At 51.4% G+C, this 19,366-nt stretch carries 19 protein-coding genes and 1 pseudogene; 9 read left to right on the top strand and 11 right to left on the bottom strand.

All coding sequences use genetic code 11. The annotated features are described in order from the left end of the window. Positions 1 to 612 carry a membrane-bound lytic murein transglycosylase EmtA gene (gene emtA / locus A7Z29_RS14450; RefSeq protein ID WP_000776968.1) on the bottom strand — a complete coding sequence of 204 codons (612 nt, stop codon included), beginning with the start codon at positions 610 to 612 and terminating at the stop codon, positions 1 to 3. 99 nt (positions 613 to 711) lie between these two features. On the opposite strand from emtA, the gene ldcA reads away from it, so the two are divergent. Continuing rightward, entirely contained in the window at positions 712 to 1,626 is a 915-nt protein-coding gene (gene ldcA, locus A7Z29_RS14455; RefSeq protein WP_105290400.1) for a muramoyltetrapeptide carboxypeptidase, read from the top strand. Positions 1,627 to 1,720: 94 nt separating this feature from the next. Then, on the top strand, positions 1,721 to 3,463 hold the full coding sequence (locus tag A7Z29_RS14460; RefSeq protein ID WP_000338387.1) for a potassium/proton antiporter: 1,743 nt from the start codon (positions 1,721 to 1,723) through the stop codon (positions 3,461 to 3,463). On the opposite strand, the pseudogene A7Z29_RS24055 reads toward A7Z29_RS14460, so the two are convergent. The 3 genes and pseudogenes from A7Z29_RS24055 to dadA form a co-directional block, all read right to left on the bottom strand. Then, a pseudogene (locus A7Z29_RS24055) lies at positions 3,392 to 3,556 on the bottom strand (hypothetical protein); the annotation flags it as partial. The gene A7Z29_RS14460 and the pseudogene A7Z29_RS24055 overlap by 72 nt on opposite strands. After that, entirely contained in the window at positions 3,517 to 4,587 is a 1,071-nt protein-coding gene (dadX, locus tag A7Z29_RS14465) for a catabolic alanine racemase DadX (RefSeq protein ID WP_105290401.1), read from the bottom strand. The gene dadX and the pseudogene A7Z29_RS24055, both read right to left, overlap by 40 nt. Before the next feature lie 9 nt (positions 4,588 to 4,596). Further along, positions 4,597 to 5,895: a D-amino acid dehydrogenase gene (dadA, locus tag A7Z29_RS14470; RefSeq protein ID WP_001266918.1), complete on the bottom strand. Its 1,299-nt coding sequence runs from the start codon at positions 5,893 to 5,895 to the stop codon at positions 4,597 to 4,599. 329 nt (positions 5,896 to 6,224) lie between these two features. Between dadA and A7Z29_RS14475 the strand changes: the two genes are divergently transcribed. Further along, the gene (locus tag A7Z29_RS14475; protein WP_000190825.1) at positions 6,225 to 7,757 is read left to right on the top strand and encodes a SpoVR family protein; all 1,533 of its coding nucleotides are present in this window, start codon (positions 6,225 to 6,227) and stop codon (positions 7,755 to 7,757) included. 144 nt (positions 7,758 to 7,901) lie between these two features. On the opposite strand, the gene fadR is transcribed toward A7Z29_RS14475, so the two are convergent. Beyond that, on the bottom strand, positions 7,902 to 8,621 hold the full coding sequence (gene fadR, locus A7Z29_RS14480) for a fatty acid metabolism transcriptional regulator FadR (protein ID WP_010350948.1): 720 nt from the start codon (positions 8,619 to 8,621) through the stop codon (positions 7,902 to 7,904). Between the two features lie 221 nt (positions 8,622 to 8,842). Between fadR and nhaB the strand changes: the two genes are divergently transcribed. Both nhaB and dsbB read left to right on the top strand, forming a co-directional pair. Continuing rightward, positions 8,843 to 10,384, top strand: a complete 1,542-nt coding sequence (gene nhaB / locus A7Z29_RS14485) for a Na(+)/H(+) antiporter NhaB (protein WP_000406374.1) — start codon at positions 8,843 to 8,845, stop codon at positions 10,382 to 10,384. Positions 10,385 to 10,529: 145 nt separating this feature from the next. After that, positions 10,530 to 11,060 (top strand): disulfide bond formation protein DsbB, encoded by a 531-nt coding sequence (dsbB, locus tag A7Z29_RS14490; protein ID WP_000943446.1) that lies wholly within the window; start codon positions 10,530 to 10,532, stop codon positions 11,058 to 11,060. A gap of 87 nt (positions 11,061 to 11,147) precedes the next feature. Here dsbB and ruvB read toward each other — a convergent pair whose 3' ends face one another. Both ruvB and ruvA read right to left on the bottom strand, forming a co-directional pair. Continuing rightward, positions 11,148 to 12,158, bottom strand: a complete 1,011-nt coding sequence (gene ruvB, locus A7Z29_RS14495) for a Holliday junction branch migration DNA helicase RuvB (protein ID WP_105281471.1) — start codon at positions 12,156 to 12,158, stop codon at positions 11,148 to 11,150. A gap of 8 nt (positions 12,159 to 12,166) precedes the next feature. After that, positions 12,167 to 12,778: a Holliday junction branch migration protein RuvA gene (ruvA, locus tag A7Z29_RS14500; protein WP_000580342.1), complete on the bottom strand. Its 612-nt coding sequence runs from the start codon at positions 12,776 to 12,778 to the stop codon at positions 12,167 to 12,169. Positions 12,779 to 13,049: 271 nt separating this feature from the next. On the opposite strand from ruvA, the gene A7Z29_RS14505 reads away from it, so the two are divergent. After that, entirely contained in the window at positions 13,050 to 13,652 is a 603-nt protein-coding gene (locus A7Z29_RS14505; RefSeq protein ID WP_000701081.1) for a YebB family permuted papain-like enzyme, read from the top strand. Between the two features lies 1 nt (position 13,653). On the opposite strand, the gene ruvC is transcribed toward A7Z29_RS14505, so the two are convergent. From ruvC to aspS, 4 genes are read right to left on the bottom strand one after another with little or no spacing between them, the layout of a single operon-like run. Next, complete coding sequence (ruvC, locus tag A7Z29_RS14510) at positions 13,654 to 14,175, bottom strand: crossover junction endodeoxyribonuclease RuvC (RefSeq protein WP_001295503.1); 522 nt, start codon at positions 14,173 to 14,175, stop codon at positions 13,654 to 13,656. A 34-nt stretch (positions 14,176 to 14,209) separates the two neighbouring features. Next, positions 14,210 to 14,950, bottom strand: coding sequence for a YebC/PmpR family DNA-binding transcriptional regulator (locus A7Z29_RS14515; protein WP_000907234.1), 741 nt, complete (start codon positions 14,948 to 14,950; stop codon positions 14,210 to 14,212). Positions 14,951 to 14,979: 29 nt separating this feature from the next. Beyond that, on the bottom strand, positions 14,980 to 15,432 hold the full coding sequence (gene nudB, locus A7Z29_RS14520) for a dihydroneopterin triphosphate diphosphatase (protein ID WP_077629663.1): 453 nt from the start codon (positions 15,430 to 15,432) through the stop codon (positions 14,980 to 14,982). Further along, complete coding sequence (gene aspS / locus A7Z29_RS14525) at positions 15,425 to 17,197, bottom strand: aspartate--tRNA ligase (protein ID WP_001258665.1); 1,773 nt, start codon at positions 17,195 to 17,197, stop codon at positions 15,425 to 15,427. Before aspS ends, nudB begins: the two co-directional genes overlap by 8 nt. A 310-nt stretch (positions 17,198 to 17,507) precedes the next feature. Here aspS and A7Z29_RS14530 point away from each other — a divergent pair, with 310 nt between their 5' ends. The 3 genes from A7Z29_RS14530 to A7Z29_RS14540 are packed head-to-tail and all read left to right on the top strand — an operon-like array spanning position 17,508 to position 19,337. Continuing rightward, the gene (locus A7Z29_RS14530) at positions 17,508 to 18,074 is read left to right on the top strand and encodes a hydrolase (RefSeq protein WP_085460798.1); all 567 of its coding nucleotides are present in this window, start codon (positions 17,508 to 17,510) and stop codon (positions 18,072 to 18,074) included. Further along, a complete protein-coding gene (locus tag A7Z29_RS14535) occupies positions 18,071 to 18,889 on the top strand; it encodes a DUF72 domain-containing protein (protein WP_105290402.1) in 819 nt (272 codons plus the stop codon). Before A7Z29_RS14530 ends, A7Z29_RS14535 begins: the two co-directional genes overlap by 4 nt. 52 nt (positions 18,890 to 18,941) lie before the next feature. After that, positions 18,942 to 19,337 (top strand): MAPEG family protein, encoded by a 396-nt coding sequence (locus A7Z29_RS14540; protein WP_010345040.1) that lies wholly within the window; start codon positions 18,942 to 18,944, stop codon positions 19,335 to 19,337. The last annotated feature ends 29 nt before the right edge of the window (positions 19,338 to 19,366 follow it).

Here is a 19,366-nt window from a genome sequence, read left to right on the forward strand (position 1 = left end):
TTACATCGCGTCCAGCGCCTGCTCAAGTTTGTAGATATAGCGTGGTGCCTGCGGTGCAGGATGATTTCTTGCTACGTGATCGAGGAACTCATCAGCATCCAGATCATTGATTTTGCTGATCGCTTTTTTCCGATCTGATGAGAAAGTCCGTAGCAGCGCACCAGCCCCGTTAGCGTATGACACCACCAGCGCATATTGCAGGACCTTCGGATCTTCAATGCCTGCCAGCGGGCCGGTTTCCAGAATATTCAGGTAAGCCGCCCCCATTGAGATATTGCGCTCCGGGTTTTTCAGTTCGCTGGTCGTCGGCTCACCTTTCCAGCCCATGCGTCGATAAACATCACGTCCGGAGGTTGAGGCTTTTAACTGCATCAAACCAATAGCATTCGACTTACTTACCGCGTTCGGGTTACCGCCTGATTCAATAGCGATAATCGCCGTGATCAATTGCGGATCGACACCCCAGGCCGCTCCGGCTTTCTGGCTTATTGGCATCCACTGCATCGCACGTTGTACCGGGACTTTCGCATTCCACGGCGGGTTCGTATAGTCATGCTTTGAAGAACAACCCGCTAATAACACAATCAAAAAGGCAAACCATCTCAATTTCACTTCATCTATCCTTATCGCCTGGAATCGCCGTTGAGGTGACAACGGCACACCTAAGCGGCATGATATACATTTCGTTTCTGTTGTCAGCAAGGAATTGCCATGTATCAGTTTCACTTAATTGCCCCGTCGGGTTACTGCATTAATCAGCACGCCGCACAGCGCGGCATTCAGCGCCTTACCGATGCGGGGCATCAGGTCAATAACGTCGAGGTTATCGCCCGTCGTTGTGAGCGTTTTGCTGGTACGGAAACGGAGCGCCTGGAAGATCTCAATACCCTTGCCAGACTGACTTCGCCCAACACCATCGTGCTGGCAGTACGCGGCGGTTACGGTGCCAGTCGCTTACTGGCGGATATTGACTGGCAGGCTCTGGTGGCTCGCCAACAAAATGATCCGTTGCTTATCTGCGGGCATAGCGATTTTACGGCCATTCAGTGCGGTCTTCTGGCACAAGGCAATGTCATCACCTTTAGCGGCCCGATGCTGGTGGCAAATTTTGGCGCGGATGAGCTGAATACCTTTACCGAGCATCACTTCTGGCTGGCGTTACGCAATGAAACGTTCAGCATTGAATGGCAAGGGGAAGGCCCGGCGTGTCAGACAGAAGGAACACTGTGGGGAGGCAACCTCGCGATGCTGATTTCGCTTATCGGTACGCCGTGGATGCCACAAATTGAGAACGGTATTCTGGTACTGGAAGACATCAACGAACATCCGTTCCGTGTCGAACGCATGTTATTACAGCTTTATCATGCTGGAATTTTACAGCGCCAGAAGGCGATTATTCTCGGCAGCTTTAGTGGCAGCACGCCCAATGATTATGATGCGGGTTACAACCTGGCGTCGGTGTACGCGTTCTTGCGCTCCCGCCTGTCGATTCCGCTGATTACCGGCCTCGACTTTGGTCATGAACAACGCACAGTTACCCTCCCGTTGGGCGCACATGCTATCCTCAAAAACGCCAAAAACGGTACACAATTGACGATTAGCGGTCATCCTGTTCTTAAAGCGTAAAAAAATCACGCTTCCGGGCTAAGTAAAACGCTGTTTCTGCCGTGAATATGGTAGGTTTATAGTACGAGACAGCGTAATCAGGAGTAACCGACCGTTGGATGCCGCAACAATTATTAGCCTTTTCATCTTAGGCTCCATCCTTGTCACCAGTAGTATTTTACTTAGTTCATTTTCTTCCCGCCTTGGCATTCCGATTCTGGTTATTTTCCTGGCGATCGGTATGCTGGCTGGGGTCGATGGTGTCGGCGGCATTCCGTTTGATAATTATCCTTTTGCCTACATGGTAAGTAACCTGGCACTGGCGATTATTTTGCTCGATGGCGGAATGCGCACCCAGGCCAGTTCATTTCGCGTGGCGTTAGGACCTGCTCTTTCACTGGCGACGCTGGGCGTGCTTATCACCTCCGGTTTAACCGGCATGATGGCGGCATGGCTGTTTAATCTTGATTTGATTGAAGGTTTATTAATCGGCGCAATTGTCGGCTCTACCGACGCCGCAGCGGTCTTTTCTCTGCTTGGCGGCAAAGGGCTTAACGAACGTGTTGGCTCGACGCTGGAGATAGAGTCCGGCAGCAATGATCCGATGGCGGTCTTTCTGACAATTACCTTGATTGCGATGATCCAGCAGCATGAAAGCACTATTAGCTGGATGTTCGTTGTCGATATTCTGCAGCAATTTGGCCTGGGGATCGTAATCGGTCTTGGCGGTGGTTATTTACTGCTGCAGATGATTAACCGCATCGCCCTGCCTGCGGGCTTGTATCCATTGCTGGCATTAAGCGGCGGTATTTTGATTTTTGCTTTAACCACGGCGCTGGAAGGCAGCGGCATTCTGGCTGTTTATCTGTGCGGTTTCCTGCTGGGTAATCGTCCGATTCGCAACCGCTACGGCATTCTGCAAAATTTCGACGGCCTCGCCTGGCTGGCACAAATCGCCATGTTCCTGGTGCTGGGACTGTTGGTTAACCCAAGCGACCTGCTGCCTATTGCCATTCCGGCGCTCATTTTGTCCGCATGGATGATATTCTTCGCCCGTCCTCTTTCGGTATTTGCCGGATTGCTACCGTTCCGTGGCTTCAATCTGCGCGAGCGCGTGTTTATTAGTTGGGTTGGATTACGCGGCGCAGTGCCGATCATCCTGGCGGTGTTCCCGATGATGGCGGGGCTGGATAATGCGCGTCTGTTCTTTAATGTCGCCTTCTTCGTAGTTCTGGTTTCACTGCTATTGCAGGGAACATCGCTGTCGTGGGCAGCGAAAAAAGCTAAAGTGGTGGTTCCGCCAGTGGGACGTCCGGTGTCACGCGTTGGACTGGATATTCATCCGGAAAATCCGTGGGAGCAGTTTGTTTACCAATTGAGTGCCGATAAATGGTGCGTGGGCGCGGCGCTGCGCGACCTGCATATGCCAAAAGAGACGCGCATTGCGGCACTGTTTCGTGATAACCAGTTGCTTCACCCCACCGGCAGCACCCGACTGCGTGAAGGCGACGTATTATGCGTGATTGGTCGGGAACGCGATCTTCCGGCACTCGGAAAACTGTTTAGCCAGTCGCCGCCTGTCGCGCTGGATCAACGCTTCTTTGGTGACTTCATTCTCGAAGCCAGCGCGAAATATGCCGATGTGGCGCTGATTTATGGTCTGGAAGATGGTCGGGAGTATCGCGATAAACAGCAAACGCTGGGTGAAATTGTTCAGCAGTTGTTAGGCGCGGCACCGGTGGTCGGTGACCAAGTAGAGTTTGCCGGGATGATCTGGACGGTGGCTGAGAAAGAAGATAATGCAGTGTTGAAGATCGGCGTTCGGGTGGCAGAGGACGAAGCCGAATCTAAAATTTGATGGAGTTTGTATCGCCGGATACGACGTGTGCGTCTTATCCGGCTTGCCACAAGTTACACCGTCACAACAGGTACACGTAGCGCCAGCGCGCACATCAACTCATAGCCCACCGTTCCGGCAGCGGCGGCGACATCATCAATTTTGATCTCCTTGCCCCACAGCTCAACCGGCGTACCAATCCCCGCCTGTGGGCAAGGCGTCAAATCGACCGCCAGCATATCCATCGAGACTGTCCCCACCGTCATGGTGCGCACCCCGTCCACTAAAACAGGTGTTCCGGTTGGTGCATGACGCGGATAGCCGTCGGCGTATCCGGCGGCGACAATGCCGATTCGCTGCTCATCACGCGCAGTATAGCGACTGCCATAGCCCACATGCTCACCCGCTTTTAGCGTCTGAACACCAATAATCTCACTGCGTAACGTCATGACCGGGCGTAATCCGGTATTGGCGATATCGCGCCACTGACCGGACGGAGAAGCACCGTATAAAATAATGCCAGGTCGAACCCAGTCAAAATGCGCTTCCGGATGCCACAGGGTTGCCGCCGAATTAGACAACGAGCGCCGACACTCCAGACCTTCCGCTGCCTGCTCAATACGCGCCATCGCGCCAGAAATCCCATCAGGATGCTCCGCATCGGCAAAATGCGACATCAAAGTCATTTCGCCAACATTCGCCATCGCCCGCAGCTGCTGCCAGACAGTAAGCACGCGATCGGGCTGGAACCCCAACCGATTCATTCCGCTGTTCACCTTAAGGTAAACATCCAGCGGCGCTTTTAGCCGCGCATTTTGCAGTGCTTTGAGCTGCCAGTTACTGTGCACGCAGGTGGTCAGACGGTACTGGTCATAAATTTCCAGATCCTGAGCATGAAAAAAACCCTCCAGCATCAGGATTGGCCCCTTCCAGCCGCGCTCGCGCAGGATAATGGCCTCTTCAAGATTAAGTAACGCAAAACCATCGGTCGCCCCGAGCGCGCTCCAGATACGCTCGATACCGTGCCCGTAAGCGTTCGCTTTTACCACCGACCAGACGCGTGCATGCGGCGCGGCCTGGCGGACAATGGTCAGATTTTGTTTTAATGCCTGCAGATCGAGGCTGGCCTGTATCGGACGAGTCATCTCGATTCCTTAACTGTGCGCGCCATGTAAATGGCCTGGACGTGATGGCGTAAATCCACGACTGTAGCGCGCTACACTTAGATCCTCATACGGGATCGCTGGCGTGCGGCCAGAAAGCAGATCGCTTAACAACTGACCAGAACCGCAAGCCATCGTCCAGCCAAGCGTACCGTGACCGGTATTCAGCCACAAATTTTTGAAGCGTGTACGCCCCACAACCGGCGTACCGTCCGGGGTCATCGGGCGTAGGCCAGTCCAGAAAGTAGCCTGCTCAACATGGCCGCCGCGCGGATAAAGGTCGCGAACCACCATCTCCAGCGTTTCACGACGCGGTTGCAACAGCTCGGTGTTAAAGCCAACAATTTCCGCCATTCCGCCAACGCGGATACGGTTATCGAAACGGGTAATGGCGATTTTGTAGGTTTCATCAAGAATGGTGGACACCGGCGCACCGTCTTCCTGCGCAATCGGAATGGTCAAAGAATAACCTTTCAACGGATAAACCGGGATATCGACAATGCCCTTGAGCATCGCCGTCGAGTAAGAGCCAAATGCCATAACATACGCATCGGCCTTAATTACTTCACCACCACACTTCACACCATAAATCTGCTCGCCGTCACAAAGCAGCTGATCGACTGGTGTATTAAAGCGGAATTTTACCCCCGCCTGTTCCGCCATGCTCGCCAGATTCTGGGTAAAGAGCTGACAGTCACCGGTTTCGTCATTGGGTAGTTGCAGGCCACCAGTCAGTTTGTGCGCTACTTCCGCCAGCGCAGGTTCAACTTCCGCCAGGCGACTGGATTCCAGTAACTTATATGGCACGCCTGCATCTTCCAGTACGGCGATATCGCGAGTAGCGTTTTCATACTGTTGTTCAGTGCGGAACAGTTGCAGCGTCCCGCCCTGCCGTCCTTCATACTGAATATTGGTTTCGGCGCGCAATGTTTTCAGGCAATCACGGCTGTATTCCGCCAGGCGCACCATCCGACCTTTGTTTTCCATATAGTGGCTGGTGTCACAGTTACGTAACATTTGCCACATCCATTTCAACTGGAATTGCGTACCATCGAGACGAACCGCCAGCGGCGCATGTCGCTGGAACATCCATTTAATCGCTTTTAAAGGCACGCCTGGCGCCGCCCACGGCGCGGCATATCCAGGAGAAATTTGCCCGGCATTTGCTGCGCTGGTTTCAAGTGCTGCCCCAGGTTCCCGATCAATGACGGTGACCTCGTGTCCAGCCTGATTTAAATACCAGGCGCTGGCAACGCCTACCACACCACTTCCCAGTATGACAACTCGCATAGCCACTCCGATAACGGTAGATACAGTAAAAGAACAATAATCTAATTACATCTTGATAACTCAGATGAAAATATTATTCAACATATGGCTTTTTTATGGTGAGCTGGCTCACATCTCCCTGACTTTGCGGGAATATGGCGTCTTTGGTATCTCCTGCTGGTCGCGCTTTATATCCAGCAGAAAATTCCGTTCAGAAGCTAATTATTGGCACTCCGATAATAAGAAATCGCAAAGAAAAAAATTCTCCAGCGACGCGGTTTTTAACTGGTGTTCTATGCTTGAAATGAGGTGTTCCACACAGAGAGCGCCGACAACAATGAGGTGCGCGTATGGCGACGATCGATTCTATGAATAAGGACTCCACACGTTTGAGCGATGGACCTGACTGGACATTCGACCTGCTGGATATTTATTTGGCAGAGATAGACCGGGTGGCAAAACTCTACCGGCTGGATACCTACCCGCACCAGATTGAAGTAATTACATCAGAGCAAATGATGGATGCCTACTCCAGCGTCGGTATGCCAATTAACTATCCGCATTGGTCGTTTGGTAAAAAGTTTATTGAAACCGAGCGTCTGTATAAGCACGGTCAGCAAGGGCTGGCCTATGAAATCGTCATTAACTCTAATCCGTGTATCGCTTATCTGATGGAAGAGAACACCATTACCATGCAGGCACTGGTGATGGCACACGCCTGTTATGGCCACAACTCTTTCTTCAAAAACAATTACTTATTCCGTAGCTGGACCGATGCCAGTTCGATTGTCGATTACCTGATTTTCGCCCGCAAATACATTACCGAGTGCGAAGAACGCTATGGCGTTGATGAGGTAGAAAAGCTGTTGGATTCGTGTCATGCGCTGATGAACTACGGTGTGGATCGTTATAAACGCCCACAAAAAATCTCGCTGCAAGAGGAGAAAGCCCGGCAGAAAAGTCGCGAAGAGTATCTGCAGAGCCAGGTCAATATGCTCTGGAGAACGCTGCCTAAGCGCGAGGAAGAGAAAACCGTTGCCGAAGCGCGCCGCTATCCGTCCGAGCCACAAGAAAATCTGCTCTATTTTATGGAGAAAAATGCACCGCTGCTGGAATCATGGCAGCGTGAAATCCTGCGCATTGTACGTAAAGTGAGCCAGTATTTTTATCCGCAAAAACAGACTCAGGTGATGAACGAAGGCTGGGCGACCTTCTGGCACTACACCATCCTTAACCATCTGTATGATGAAGGGAAAGTGACCGAACGTTTTATGCTGGAGTTCTTGCATAGCCACACCAATGTGGTCTTCCAGCCGCCCTATAACAGCCCGTGGTACAGCGGAATTAACCCGTATGCCCTCGGATTTGCTATGTTTCAGGATATTAAACGGATTTGTCAGTCGCCAACGGAAGAAGACAAATACTGGTTCCCGGATATCGCCGGTTCCGACTGGCTGGAAACGCTGCATTTCGCGATGCGTGATTTCAAAGATGAGAGCTTTATCAGCCAGTTCCTGTCACCGAAGGTAATGCGTGATTTTCGCTTCTTCACCGTGCTGGATGACGATCGGCATAATTATCTGGAGATTTCCGCCATTCATAATGAGGAAGGTTATCGGGAGATCCGTAACCGTTTATCGTCGCAATATAACTTAAGTAATCTGGAGCCGAATATTCAGATCTGGAACGTGGATTTGCGCGGCGACCGTTCGCTGACGCTGCGTTACATTCCACATAACCGCGCACCGCTGGATCGGGGGCGTAAAGAAGTGCTGAAGCATGTACATCGCCTGTGGGGATTTGATGTGATGCTGGAACAGCAAAACGAAGACGGCAGCGTCGAGTTGCTGGAACGCTGCCCGCCAAGAATGGGGAATCTATAAAAAAAACCCTCCTCATTTGAGGAGGGGTCATTTTTGCCGGATGCGGCGTACACGCTTTATCCGCCTGCAAAGCATCACAAATTCAATAGGCCAGATAAGCATAGCGCATCAGGCAACTATGCGTTGGTCATCAGTATGGATGGATTAACGCCCCTGAATGGCTAAATCACCCGGCAGATTTTTCTGCATCCGGTGCCAAATCTCGCCACTCTCATGCCCATAACGGCGTACTGTTTCGTAAACCTGATCGTGAGCACCTTCACTGCACAACGCAGACAGCTTGTGGTAGAAGCCCAGCGCCAGACTACGCGCTTCCGGATTGGCGAAATAGTGACGACCAATGCGCGTATACAACCCTTTCATTCCGTTAAGGATCAGACCATAAATCGGGTTACCAGAGGCAAACGCCAGACCGCGAAAAATGTTGTAATCCAGATCAGCAAAGGCGTCTGCGTGATCGGCCACTTCATTAGCCGTTGCCAGCACTTCCTGCGCTTTATCAGGATGCTGACGAAACGCGGTGCGAATAAAAATGGTCGAAATATTGGTGCGCACTGACAGCAAATTATCTATGAGTTGCGGTACACTTTCGTGATCCAGTCGCGCCAGCGTCTCAAGGATATTCAACCCGGAGGTTTCCCAGAAATTATTCACCTTCGTCGGTTTGCCGTGTTGAATGGTCAGCCAGCCGTCTCGCGCCAGGCGCTGTAACACTTCGCGTAACGTCGTTCTCGTTACACCAATTAATTCTGAAAGTTCACGTTCTGCGGGCAAAATAGTCCCGGGTGGGAAGCGGTTATTCCAGATACTTTCAATAATGTACTCTTCCGCGAAACCCGCCGGGCTTTGCGCCTTAATGACCATAGTGAGATTTCCATAACACAGCAAAACAAAGTTGGACTCATCATACCAGAGGGCTAACAACGCTGATAGCAGACAAAAAGAAGAAAAAAGGGATCAAGGCTTCATTTTCTGTATCTCTTTCCCCTTGACTATCAAGACTTGCCTCGATCCCCCCTGACCGTTAAGCTTTGCGTTCTAACATAAAAACATCATTTATTATTTGTAAGGTAAGGGAAACCATCATGGAGATCTCCTGGGGCCGCGCGTTATGGCGCAATTTTTTGGGTCAGTCACCTGACTGGTACAAACTTGCCCTTATTATTTTCTTAATTGTTAACCCATTAATTTTCCTCATCAGCCCCTTTGTTGCTGGCTGGCTGCTTGTCGCGGAATTTATTTTCACTCTGGCGATGGCTCTGAAATGCTATCCGCTGCTCCCCGGCGGTCTGTTGGCTATCGAAGCTGTCTTCATCGGCATGACCAGTGCGGAACACGTCCGTGAAGAGGTGGCGGCAAATCTTGAAGTCTTGCTGTTACTGATGTTTATGGTGGCGGGCATCTATTTTATGAAACAGCTTCTGCTGTTCATATTTACCCGTTTACTGTTAAGCATTCGCTCCAAAATGCTGCTGTCGCTCTCTTTTTGCATGGCGGCGGCGTTTCTCTCTGCGTTCCTCGATGCCTTAACCGTCGTTGCCGTAGTGATCAGTGTTGCAGTTGGTTTTTATGGCATTTATCACCGCGTAGCTTCTTCCCGCACCGAAGATACCGACCTGCAAGACGACAGCCATATCGACAAGCATTACAAAGTGGTTCTGGAGCAGTTCCGTGGCTTTCTGCGTAGCCTGATGATGCATGCGGGTGTCGGCACTGCATTAGGCGGCGTGATGACTATGGTAGGCGAACCACAGAACCTGATCATTGCCAAAGCTGCTGGCTGGCATTTTGGCGATTTCTTCCTGCGCATGTCACCGGTGACCGTCCCTGTCCTGATTTGCGGCCTGTTAACCTGCCTGCTGGTGGAGAAGCTGCGTTGGTTTGGCTACGGCGAAACGCTGCCGGAGAAAGTCCGCGAAGTGCTGCAACAGTTTGACGATCAAAGCCGTCTCCAGCGTACACGTCAGGATAAAATTCGTCTGATTGTCCAGGCGATTATCGGCGTCTGGCTGGTCACCGCGCTGGCTTTGCATCTGGCAGAGGTCGGCTTGATTGGTTTGTCTGTCATTATTCTGGCGACATCACTGACCGGTGTAACTGATGAACATGCTATCGGCAAAGCCTTCACCGAGTCTCTGCCATTCACCGCACTGTTGACGGTCTTTTTCTCGGTAGTGGCGGTGATTATCGACCAACAACTGTTCTCCCCAATTATCCAGTTTGTATTGCAGGCATCAGAACACGCTCAGCTATCGCTGTTCTATATCTTCAACGGTTTGCTGTCTTCCATTTCGGATAACGTCTTTGTAGGGACGATTTATATCAACGAAGCAAAAGCGGCAATGGAAAGCGGCGCGATTACACTGAAGCAATATGAACTGCTGGCAGTCGCCATTAACACCGGAACCAACCTGCCCTCCGTCGCCACGCCGAACGGACAGGCTGCGTTCTTATTCCTGTTGACCTCAGCACTCGCGCCATTAATACGTCTTTCTTATGGCCGCATGGTGTGGATGGCTCTGCCCTACACTCTCGTACTGACCCTCGTCGGATTACTCTGCGTAGAGTTTACGCTTGCTCCTGTAACTGAATGGTTTATGCAAATGGGGTGGATTGCAACGCTTTGATAACAACTTACCGGGCATATTTATGCCCGGTTTGCCTTTCCGCCCGATAATTGTTCAATTACATCCTATTTTTACTCCCTCCTGGTGGCGCAACGAATGAATTGGTTTAAACTGCGCATTCGATGCATATTGCAGGGAAATTATTATGTTGCGATTTTTGAACCAATGTTCACAAGGCCGGGGGGCGTGGCTGTTAATGGCGTTTACCGCTCTGGCTCTGGAACTGACGGCGCTGTGGTTCCAGCATGTGATGTTACTTAAACCTTGCGTGCTCTGTATTTATGAACGCTGTGCGTTATTCGGCATTCTGGGCGCCGCGCTGATTGGCGCTATCGCCCCGAAAACTCCGCTGCGTTATGTGGCGATGATCATCTGGCTGTATAGTGCTTTTCGTGGCGTGCAATTAACTTACGAGCACACCATGCTCCAGCTCTATCCTTCACCGTTTATGACCTGTGATTTCATGGTTAGATTCCCGGACTGGCTGCCGCTGGATAAATGGGTGCCACAAGTGTTTGTCGCCTCTGGCGATTGCGCTGAGCGTCAGTGGGATTTTTTAGGCCTGGATATGCCGCAGTGGCTGCTCGGTATTTTTGTTGCTTACCTGATTGTCGCAGTGCTGGTGGTACTCTCTCAGCCGTTTAAAGCGAAAAAACGTGACCTGTTTGGTCGCTAATCAATTCGGCGCTCCTGCGGGAGCGCCTGTCTGGCTTCACCTTGCCGAGAGCTTAATATTGGGTGCGGTGCAGATGCCTTGCCCGGCCTACAGCATTTCTGGCGGCGTAATCCCGAAGTGGTTCCACGCACGCACTGTCGCCATACGCCCGCGCGGCGTCCGCTGCAAAAAGCCCTGCTGAATCAAATAAGGTTCCAGCACATCCTCAATAGTTTCACGCTCTTCGCCAATGGCCGCTGCCAGGTTATCCAGGCCAACCGGCCCACCGAAGAATTTATCGATCACCGCCAGCAATAACTTGCGATCCATATAATCGAAACCTTCAGCATCAACGTTCAGCATATCCAGCGCCTGAGCAGCGATATCTGCCGAGATGGTGCCATCATGCTTCACTTCGGCGAAATCTCGCACACGACGCAGCAGGCGGTTGGCGATACGTGGCGTACCTCGCGCCCGGCGAGCCACTTCCAGCGCGCCATCATCACTCATCTCAAGCCCCATAAACCGTGCGCTACGACTGACGATATATTGCAAATCAGGCACCTGGTAAAACTCCAGGCGCTGCACAATACCGAAACGGTCACGCAGTGGCGATGTCAATGAACCAGCACGCGTTGTCGCGCCAATCAGGGTGAACGGGGGGAGATCGATTTTAATTGAACGCGCTGCCGGGCCTTCACCAATCATAATATCCAACTGGTAGTCTTCCATGGCTGGATACAGCACTTCTTCCACCACAGGCGAAAGACGGTGGATCTCATCAATAAACAACACATCGTGTGGTTCAAGGTTGGTGAGCATCGCCGCCAGATCACCCGCCTTTTCCAGTACCGGGCCGGACGTGGTGCGTAAATTGACGCCCATTTCATTGGCGACGATGTTGGCAAGTGTGGTTTTACCCAGACCCGGAGGACCAAAAATCAATAGATGATCAAGGGCATCGCCGCGCAGTTTCGCCGCTTTGATGAAAATTTCCATCTGTGAACGAACCTGCGGCTGACCAACATACTCTTCCAGTAGTTTGGGGCGAATGGCGCGATCTGCCACATCTTCCGGCAAAGTCGTACCGGCAGAAATCAGACGGTCTGCTTCAATCATCCTTTACCTCATAACGCGGCGCGCAGGGCTTCGCGAATTAATGTTTCACTGCTGGCATCAGGGCGAGCGATTTTGCTCACCATGCGGCTGGCTTCTTGTGGTTTATAGCCCAGCGCCACCAGCGCAGCAACAGCTTCCTGTTCGGCATCGTCGGTTGCCGGGCTTGCCGGTGAGGTCAATACCAGATCGGCAGCCGGTGTGAACAGATCGCCATGCAGACCTTTAAAGCGATCTTTCATTTCAACGATCAGGCGTTCAGCAGTTTTCTTACCAATGCCAGGTAATTTCACCAGTGCCGCAGGTTCTTCACGCTCAACGGCATTTACAAACTGCTGCGCTGACATACCCGAGAGGATAGCCAGTGCCAGTTTCGGTCCCACGCCGTTAGTTTTGATCAACTCTTTAAATAACGTGCGCTCTTGTTTGTTGTTAAAACCATACAGTAGCTGCGCATCTTCACGCACCACAAAGTGGGTGAAAACAATCGCTTCCTGGCCCGCTTCAGGGAGTTCATAAAAACAGGTCATCGGCATATGCACTTCATAGCCTACGCCGCCCACTTCAAGTAACACCAGCGGGGGTTGTTTTTCCAGAATGATGCCTCTCAGCCTGCCTATCACATGACGCTCCTGCGTAATGAATCAAAGATAAGGCTGTATGATAAAAAAATGCTGGATAGATATCCAGCGAAGGATGAAGAAAAATTGCGAGTCGTCTCGATGAACTGAAAAATGGCGCAGTATAATTGATCCGCTAAGCCATATTTATAATAAATATTTTAATGTTAAATATTTAGTGGATAAATCTACAAAAAATAAACCTTTCTGCTCCTGCAAAAAAATATTTTTTATGGTATTACGCATATTCATATTATTTCAATGGAATGACAAAGTGAAAATTAATTACCCTTCTGAATATGAAGTTGGCGATATTGTATTTACATGTATAGGTGCTGCATTATTTGGTCAAATATCTGCCGCATCAAATTGCTGGAGTAATCACGTCGGGATCATTATCGGTCATGACAGCGATGATTATCTGGTCGCAGAAAGCCGTGTTCCCCTTTCCACCATAACCACACTGTCCCGCTTTATTAAACGCTCTGCTAACCAACGCTATGCAGTAAAGCGATTAGGTGCCGGGCTAACAGAACAGCAAAAACAACGGCTGGTAGAACAGGTTCCCTCCCGGCTACGCAAGCTCTACCATACCGGTTTTAAATACGAATCTTCCCGCCAGTTCTGTTCAAAATTCGTTTTTGATATTTATAAAGAGGCGCTATGTATCCCGGTGGGTGAAATAGAGACATTTGAAGAACTGTTAAACAGCAATCCGAATGCAAAACTCACCTTCTGGAAATTCTGGTTTTTAGGTTCGATTCCGTGGGCGCGTAAAACGGTCACTCCAGCGAGTTTGTGGCATCATCCGGATCTGGCGTTAATACATGCAGAAGGAGTAGTAACGCCTCAGCAAGAACTGACCGAGGCGGTATAACTTAACGCAGTCGCCCGCGAGCCAGATTCAGCCTCGATTCGCTCATCTGCATCGCATTCTGGCTGACATGGCAGTGGGTGATGGCAATCGCCAGTGCATCGGCGGCGTCCGCCTGTGGGTTGGCGGGTAGTTTTAGCAAAGTGCGCACCATATGCTGCACCTGGCTTTTTTCGGCACTACCAATACCTACCACCGTTTGCTTTACCTGACGTGCCGCATATTCAAATACTGGCAATTCCTGATTCACCGCCGCCACAATCGCCACGCCGCGTGCCTGCCCCAGTTTCAGGGCAGAGTCGGCATTCTTCGCCATAAAGACTTGTTCGATTGCGAAATAATCGGGCTGGAACTGGGTGATGATTTCCGTCACGCCCGCATAGATGAGCTTCAGACGAGACGGTAAATCATCCACTTTGGTGCGTATGCATCCACTGCCCAGGTAGGACAGTTGCCTGCCCACCTGACGGATAACGCCGTAGCCGGTAACGCGCGAACCCGGGTCAATACCGAGAATAATAGCCATCACGCGTCTCCGTTTTGTTGTTTAGCCGGCCTCATCAGAGGGTCGCTGCAACCTCATCAGAGATCTCACCGTTATGGTAAACTTCCTGCACGTCGTCACAGTCTTCCAGCATATCGATCAGACGCATCAGTTTCGGTGCAGTTTCTGCATCCATATCGGCTTTGGTTGACGGGATCATGGAAACTTCTGCGCTGTCTGCTTTCAGACCAGCCGCTTCCAGAGCATCACGTACTTTACCCATCTCTTCCCATGCAGTGTAGACGTCGATTGCGCCGTCATCATAGGTCACAACGTCTTCTGCACCTGCTTCCAGCGCCGCTTCCATGATGGTGTCTTCATCACCTTTCTCGAAGGAGATCACGCCTTTTTTGCTGAACAGATAGGCTACGGAACCGTCAGTACCGAGGTTGCCGCCACATTTGCTGAATGCGTGACGCACTTCAGCAACAGTACGGTTACGGTTGTCAGACAGACATTCAATCATGATTGCAGTGCCGCCAGGACCGTAACCTTCGTAGATGATGGTTTCCATGTTCGCATCATCATCACCGCCCACACCACGTGCAATTGCGCGGTTCAGAGTGTCACGGGTCATGTTGTTAGACAGTGCTTTATCAATGGCCGCACGCAGACGCGGGTTAGCATCCGGATCGCCGCCGCCCAGTTTAGCTGCGGTCACCAGCTCACGAATGATTTTAGTGAAGATTTTACCGCGCTTAGCATCCTGCGCGGCTTTACGATGTCTGGTGTTGGCCCATTTACTATGACCTGCCATAAAAAATATCTCCAAATAGCCCTGCCTGTTCAGGCAGCGTTAATTACATACTCTTCAATCGCCTGCCGGTTGCTCCACGACTTAGTGAGCGCCGCTGCTGCGGGCGCATCAAGCCACTTGTAGGCCAGATGTTCAGTAAAAACAATCTGGCGTTCGTGCGGGAGCGCAAGACAGAACCATGATTCTGTATTGCGCATCACACCCGGCGCATAGCGATGACGCAAATGTGAAAAAATTTCAAACTCTACCGTGCGTTGACAGTCAATTAAGGTCAGTTGTTCAGCGACAACATCAATGGTGACCTCTTCCTTTACTTCGCGCATGGCAGCTTGCGGCGCGGTTTCACCCTCTTCCACGCTGCCGGTTACCGACTGCCAGAAATCGGGATCGTCACGCCGCTGTAACATCAGCACCCGTTTCGTATCTTGTGCATAGATGACCACTAAGATCGAAACGGGACGCTTATAAGTCATATCAATTATTCTCAGCCTTCTTCACAACCTGAATGCTCAGCTCAGCCAGAGCCGTCGGGTTAGCAAAGCTCGGTGCTTCAGTCATCAGACACGCTGCCGCTGTGGTTTTCGGGAAGGCGATAACGTCACGGATGTTGTCAGTGCCGGTCAGCAGCATGGTCAGACGGTCAAGGCCAAATGCCAGACCTGCGTGCGGCGGAGTGCCATATTTCAGGGCGTCGAGCAGGAAGCCGAATTTCTCGCGCTGTTCCTCTTCGGTGATACCCAGAATGCCAAATACAGTCTGTTGCATATCACCATTATGGATACGCACAGAGCCACCGCCCACTTCGTAACCATTGATGACCATATCATAAGCGTTCGCCACCGCATTTTCCGGTGCAGCTTTCAGTTCTGCAGCCGTCATGTCTTTCGGTGAGGTGAACGGATGGTGCATTGCCGTCAGGCCGCCTTCACCGTCGTCTTCAAACATCGGGAAGTCGATAACCCACAGCGGCGCCCATTTGCTTTCGTCGGTCAGACCAAGGTCTTTACCCACTTTCAGGCGCAGTGCGCCCATCGCGTCGGCAACAATTTTCTTGTTGTCGGCACCGAAGAAAATCATATCGCCATCTTGCGCGGCAGTACGATCCAGGATGGCTTCAATGATTTCAGCATTGAGGAACTTCGCTACCGGGCTGTTGATACCCTCCAGACCTTTCGCACGTTCGTTAACTTTGATGTAAGCCAGACCTTTCGCGCCGTAGATTTTGACGAAGTTACCGTATTCATCGATCTGCTTACGGGTCAGCGATGCACCGCCCGGAACACGCAGAGCAGCAACGCGGCCTTTCGGATCGTTCGCTGGACCCGCGAATACCGCAAATTCAACAGATTTCAGCAGATCGGCAACGTCGGTCAGTTCCATCGGGTTACGCAGATCCGGTTTATCGGAACCGTAACGGCGTTCGGCTTCCGCAAAGGTCATTACCGGGAAATCGCCCAGATCCACGCCCTTCACTTCCAGCCACAGATGACGCACCAGAGCTTCCATTACCTCACGCACTTGCGGCGCGGTCATGAAAGAAGTTTCCACATCGATCTGGGTAAATTCTGGCTGACGGTCAGCACGCAGGTCTTCGTCACGGAAGCATTTGACTATCTGATAATAGCGGTCGAAACCGGACATCATCAGCAACTGTTTGAACAACTGCGGAGATTGCGGCAGCGCGTAGAATTTGCCTTTATGCACACGAGAAGGCACCAGGTAGTCACGCGCGCCTTCCGGCGTCGCTTTGGTCAGCATCGGGGTTTCGATATCGAGGAAGCCGTGGTCGTCCATAAAACGGCGCACCAGGCTGGTAATTTTTGCACGGGTTTTCAGGCGCTGAGCCATTTCCGGGCGACGCAGATCAAGATAGCGGTATTTCAGACGCGCTTCTTCGGTGTTGACGTGGTTAGAGTCAAGCGGCAGAACGTCTGCGCGGTTGATGATGGTCAGCGAGGACGCCAGCACTTCGATTTCGCCGGTCGCCATATCGCGGTTGATATTTTTTTCGTCACGCGCACGCACGGTGCCCGTTACCTGAATGCAGAACTCATTACGCAGTTCAGAGGCCAGCTTTAACGCGTCCGCACGATCCGGATCGAAAAATACCTGCACGATACCTTCGCGGTCGCGCATATCGATGAAGATCAGGCTACCAAGATCACGACGACGGTTGACCCAACCACACAGAGTCACCTGCTGCCCCACGTGGGACAAACGGAGCTGTCCACAATATTCTGTACGCATGAGATATCCCTTAACTTAGCTGCCGGCGGACGTCCCCTGCTGCGCAGGTGACCTAAGTCGCAGCGTTAGCTGTATGTCACAACTGAATGAAAAAAGGCGGCTATTATACTGGAAATTCTGCCGCACCGTAAGAGTCTGGCCCGCTCTGGAACGACTCGTTACCACTTTATATCAGGCCTGAAATCAGACTCTACCCTTGTTTGCTATAAAGGTGTTGCCTGAGCACATAAAAATTAACAAAATTTGTCGTTCTGCCATCGGCTAATCGCATTAAGGTGAGAGGCTCGATTTTGTTTTATCTGGAGTCATCATGCTTGAACTGAATGCTAAAACCACTGCGCTGGTGGTGATTGATTTACAAGAAGGCATCTTACCGTTTGCCGGTGGTCCCCACACTGCTGAAGATGTCGTTAATCGCGCCGGGAAGCTGGCGGCGAAATTTCGAACTAACGGTCAGCCTGTGTTTCTGGTGCGCGTCGGCTGGTCTGCCGATTACGCCGAAGCATTAAAACAGCCAGTTGATGCTCCCTCACCTGCCAGAACGTTACCGGAAAACTGGTGGCAACATCCTGCGGCGTTAGGTGCAACTGACAGCGATATCGAAATCATCAAACGTCAATGGGGGGCGTTTTACGGTACGGATCTGGAGTTGCAATTACGCCGTCGTGGCATTGACACCATCGTCTTATGTGGGATCTCGACCAATATCGGTGTCGAATCGACTGCCCGCAATGCCTGGGAGCTGGGCTTTAATCTGGTGATTGCCGAAGACGCCTGTAGTGCAGCCAGCACCGAACAGCACAATAACAGCATCAACCATATCTACCCGCGCATTGCCCGCGTGCGTCGCGTGGAAGAGATCCTCAACGCATTATGATTTACATCGGTCTGCCACAATGGTCGCATTCAAAATGGGTGCGTTTGGGGATCTCCAGCCTGGAAGAGTATGCCCGCCACTTTAACTGTGTGGAGGGCAACACCACCCTTTATGCTCTGCCAAAGCAGGAAGTGGTTCTGCGTTGGCGCGAGCAGACCACCGATGATTTTCGTTTTTGTTTTAAATTTCCGGCAACCATTTCGCATCAGGCAGCATTGCGGCATTGCGATGATTTAGTGACTGAATTTTTGACCCGTATGTCGCCGTTAGCGCCGCGCATTGGCCAATACTGGCTGCAATTGCCCGCCACGTTTGCTCCACGGGATCTGCCTGCGCTATGGCACTTTCTCGATTCTCTTCCTGGCGAATTTACCTATGGTGTGGAAGTCCGCCATCCGCAGTTTTTCACCAAAAGCGAAGAAGAACAAACGCTTAATCGAGGTTTGCATCAACGCAGCGTTAATCGGGTGATTTTAGACAGCCGTCCGGTTCATGCAGCACGTCCGCATAATGAAGCCATTCGCGATGCGCAACGGAAAAAACCGAAAGTTCCGGTACATGCCGTGTTGACGGCAAAGAATCCGCTGATCCGTTTTATCGGTAGCGATGATATGACACAAAACCGGGAATTATTTCAGGTCTGGTTGCAAAAATTAGCGCAATGGCAACAGACCACCACGCCTTATCTTTTCCTGCATACACCTGATATCGCCCAGGCACCGGAACTGGTACATACTCTGTGGGAAGACTTGCGTAAAACACTCCCAGAGATCGGAGCAGTTCCGGCTATTCCACAGCAATCTTCTCTTTTCTGAAATTGCCACCTATCATAGACAAGTGCCATCGGCCATTTTAAAGGGAGTTTGTATGGTAAGCGCGCTGTATGCCGTTTTAGGTGCGTTGTTATTAATGAAGTTCTCTTTCGATGTTGTTCGCCTGCGTTTGCAATATCGCGTTGCCTATGGCGACGGCGGTTTTAGCGAACTGCAAAGCGCCATTCGCATTCACGGTAACGCGGTGGAATATATTCCCATCGCGATTGTGTTGATGCTGTTTATGGAAATGAATGGCGCAGAAACCTGGATGGTGCATATTTGCGGCATCGTTTTGCTTGCTGGTCGTCTGATGCATTATTACGGTTTTCATCACCGTCTGTTCCGCTGGCGACGTTCCGGCATGAGCGCCACCTGGTGTGCGCTGTTGCTGATGGTGCTGGCGAATCTTTGGTATATGCCCTGGGAGTTGGTTTTCTCCCTGCGTTAGCGCACAATACGCCACTTTCTTTTTCCCGG

This window comes from Escherichia sp. MOD1-EC6842, assembly GCF_002965705.1.
GTDB classification, from domain to species: domain Bacteria; phylum Pseudomonadota; class Gammaproteobacteria; order Enterobacterales; family Enterobacteriaceae; genus Escherichia; species Escherichia ruysiae.

Coding starts and splice junctions, on each gene's coding strand:
- ldcA (WP_105290400.1), top strand. CDS start 712: ATGTATCAGTTTCACTTAATTGCCCCGTCGGGTTACTGCATTAATCAG.
- A7Z29_RS14535 (WP_105290402.1), top strand. CDS start 18,071: ATGATTTACATCGGTCTGCCACAATGGTCGCATTCAAAATGGGTGCGT.
- A7Z29_RS14530 (WP_085460798.1), top strand. CDS start 17,508: ATGCTTGAACTGAATGCTAAAACCACTGCGCTGGTGGTGATTGATTTA.
- A7Z29_RS14540 (WP_010345040.1), top strand. CDS start 18,942: ATGGTAAGCGCGCTGTATGCCGTTTTAGGTGCGTTGTTATTAATGAAG.
- dadA (WP_001266918.1), bottom strand. CDS start 5,895: ATGCGAGTTGTCATACTGGGAAGTGGTGTGGTAGGCGTTGCCAGCGCC.
- dadX (WP_105290401.1), bottom strand. CDS start 4,587: ATGACTCGTCCGATACAGGCCAGCCTCGATCTGCAGGCATTAAAACAA.
- A7Z29_RS14515 (WP_000907234.1), bottom strand. CDS start 14,950: ATGGCAGGTCATAGTAAATGGGCCAACACCAGACATCGTAAAGCCGCG.
- nhaB (WP_000406374.1), top strand. CDS start 8,843: ATGGAGATCTCCTGGGGCCGCGCGTTATGGCGCAATTTTTTGGGTCAG.
- aspS (WP_001258665.1), bottom strand. CDS start 17,197: ATGCGTACAGAATATTGTGGACAGCTCCGTTTGTCCCACGTGGGGCAG.
- A7Z29_RS14475 (WP_000190825.1), top strand. CDS start 6,225: ATGGCGACGATCGATTCTATGAATAAGGACTCCACACGTTTGAGCGAT.
- dsbB (WP_000943446.1), top strand. CDS start 10,530: ATGTTGCGATTTTTGAACCAATGTTCACAAGGCCGGGGGGCGTGGCTG.
- ruvC (WP_001295503.1), bottom strand. CDS start 14,175: ATGGCTATTATTCTCGGTATTGACCCGGGTTCGCGCGTTACCGGCTAC.
- fadR (WP_010350948.1), bottom strand. CDS start 8,621: ATGGTCATTAAGGCGCAAAGCCCGGCGGGTTTCGCGGAAGAGTACATT.
- ruvB (WP_105281471.1), bottom strand. CDS start 12,158: ATGATTGAAGCAGACCGTCTGATTTCTGCCGGTACGACTTTGCCGGAA.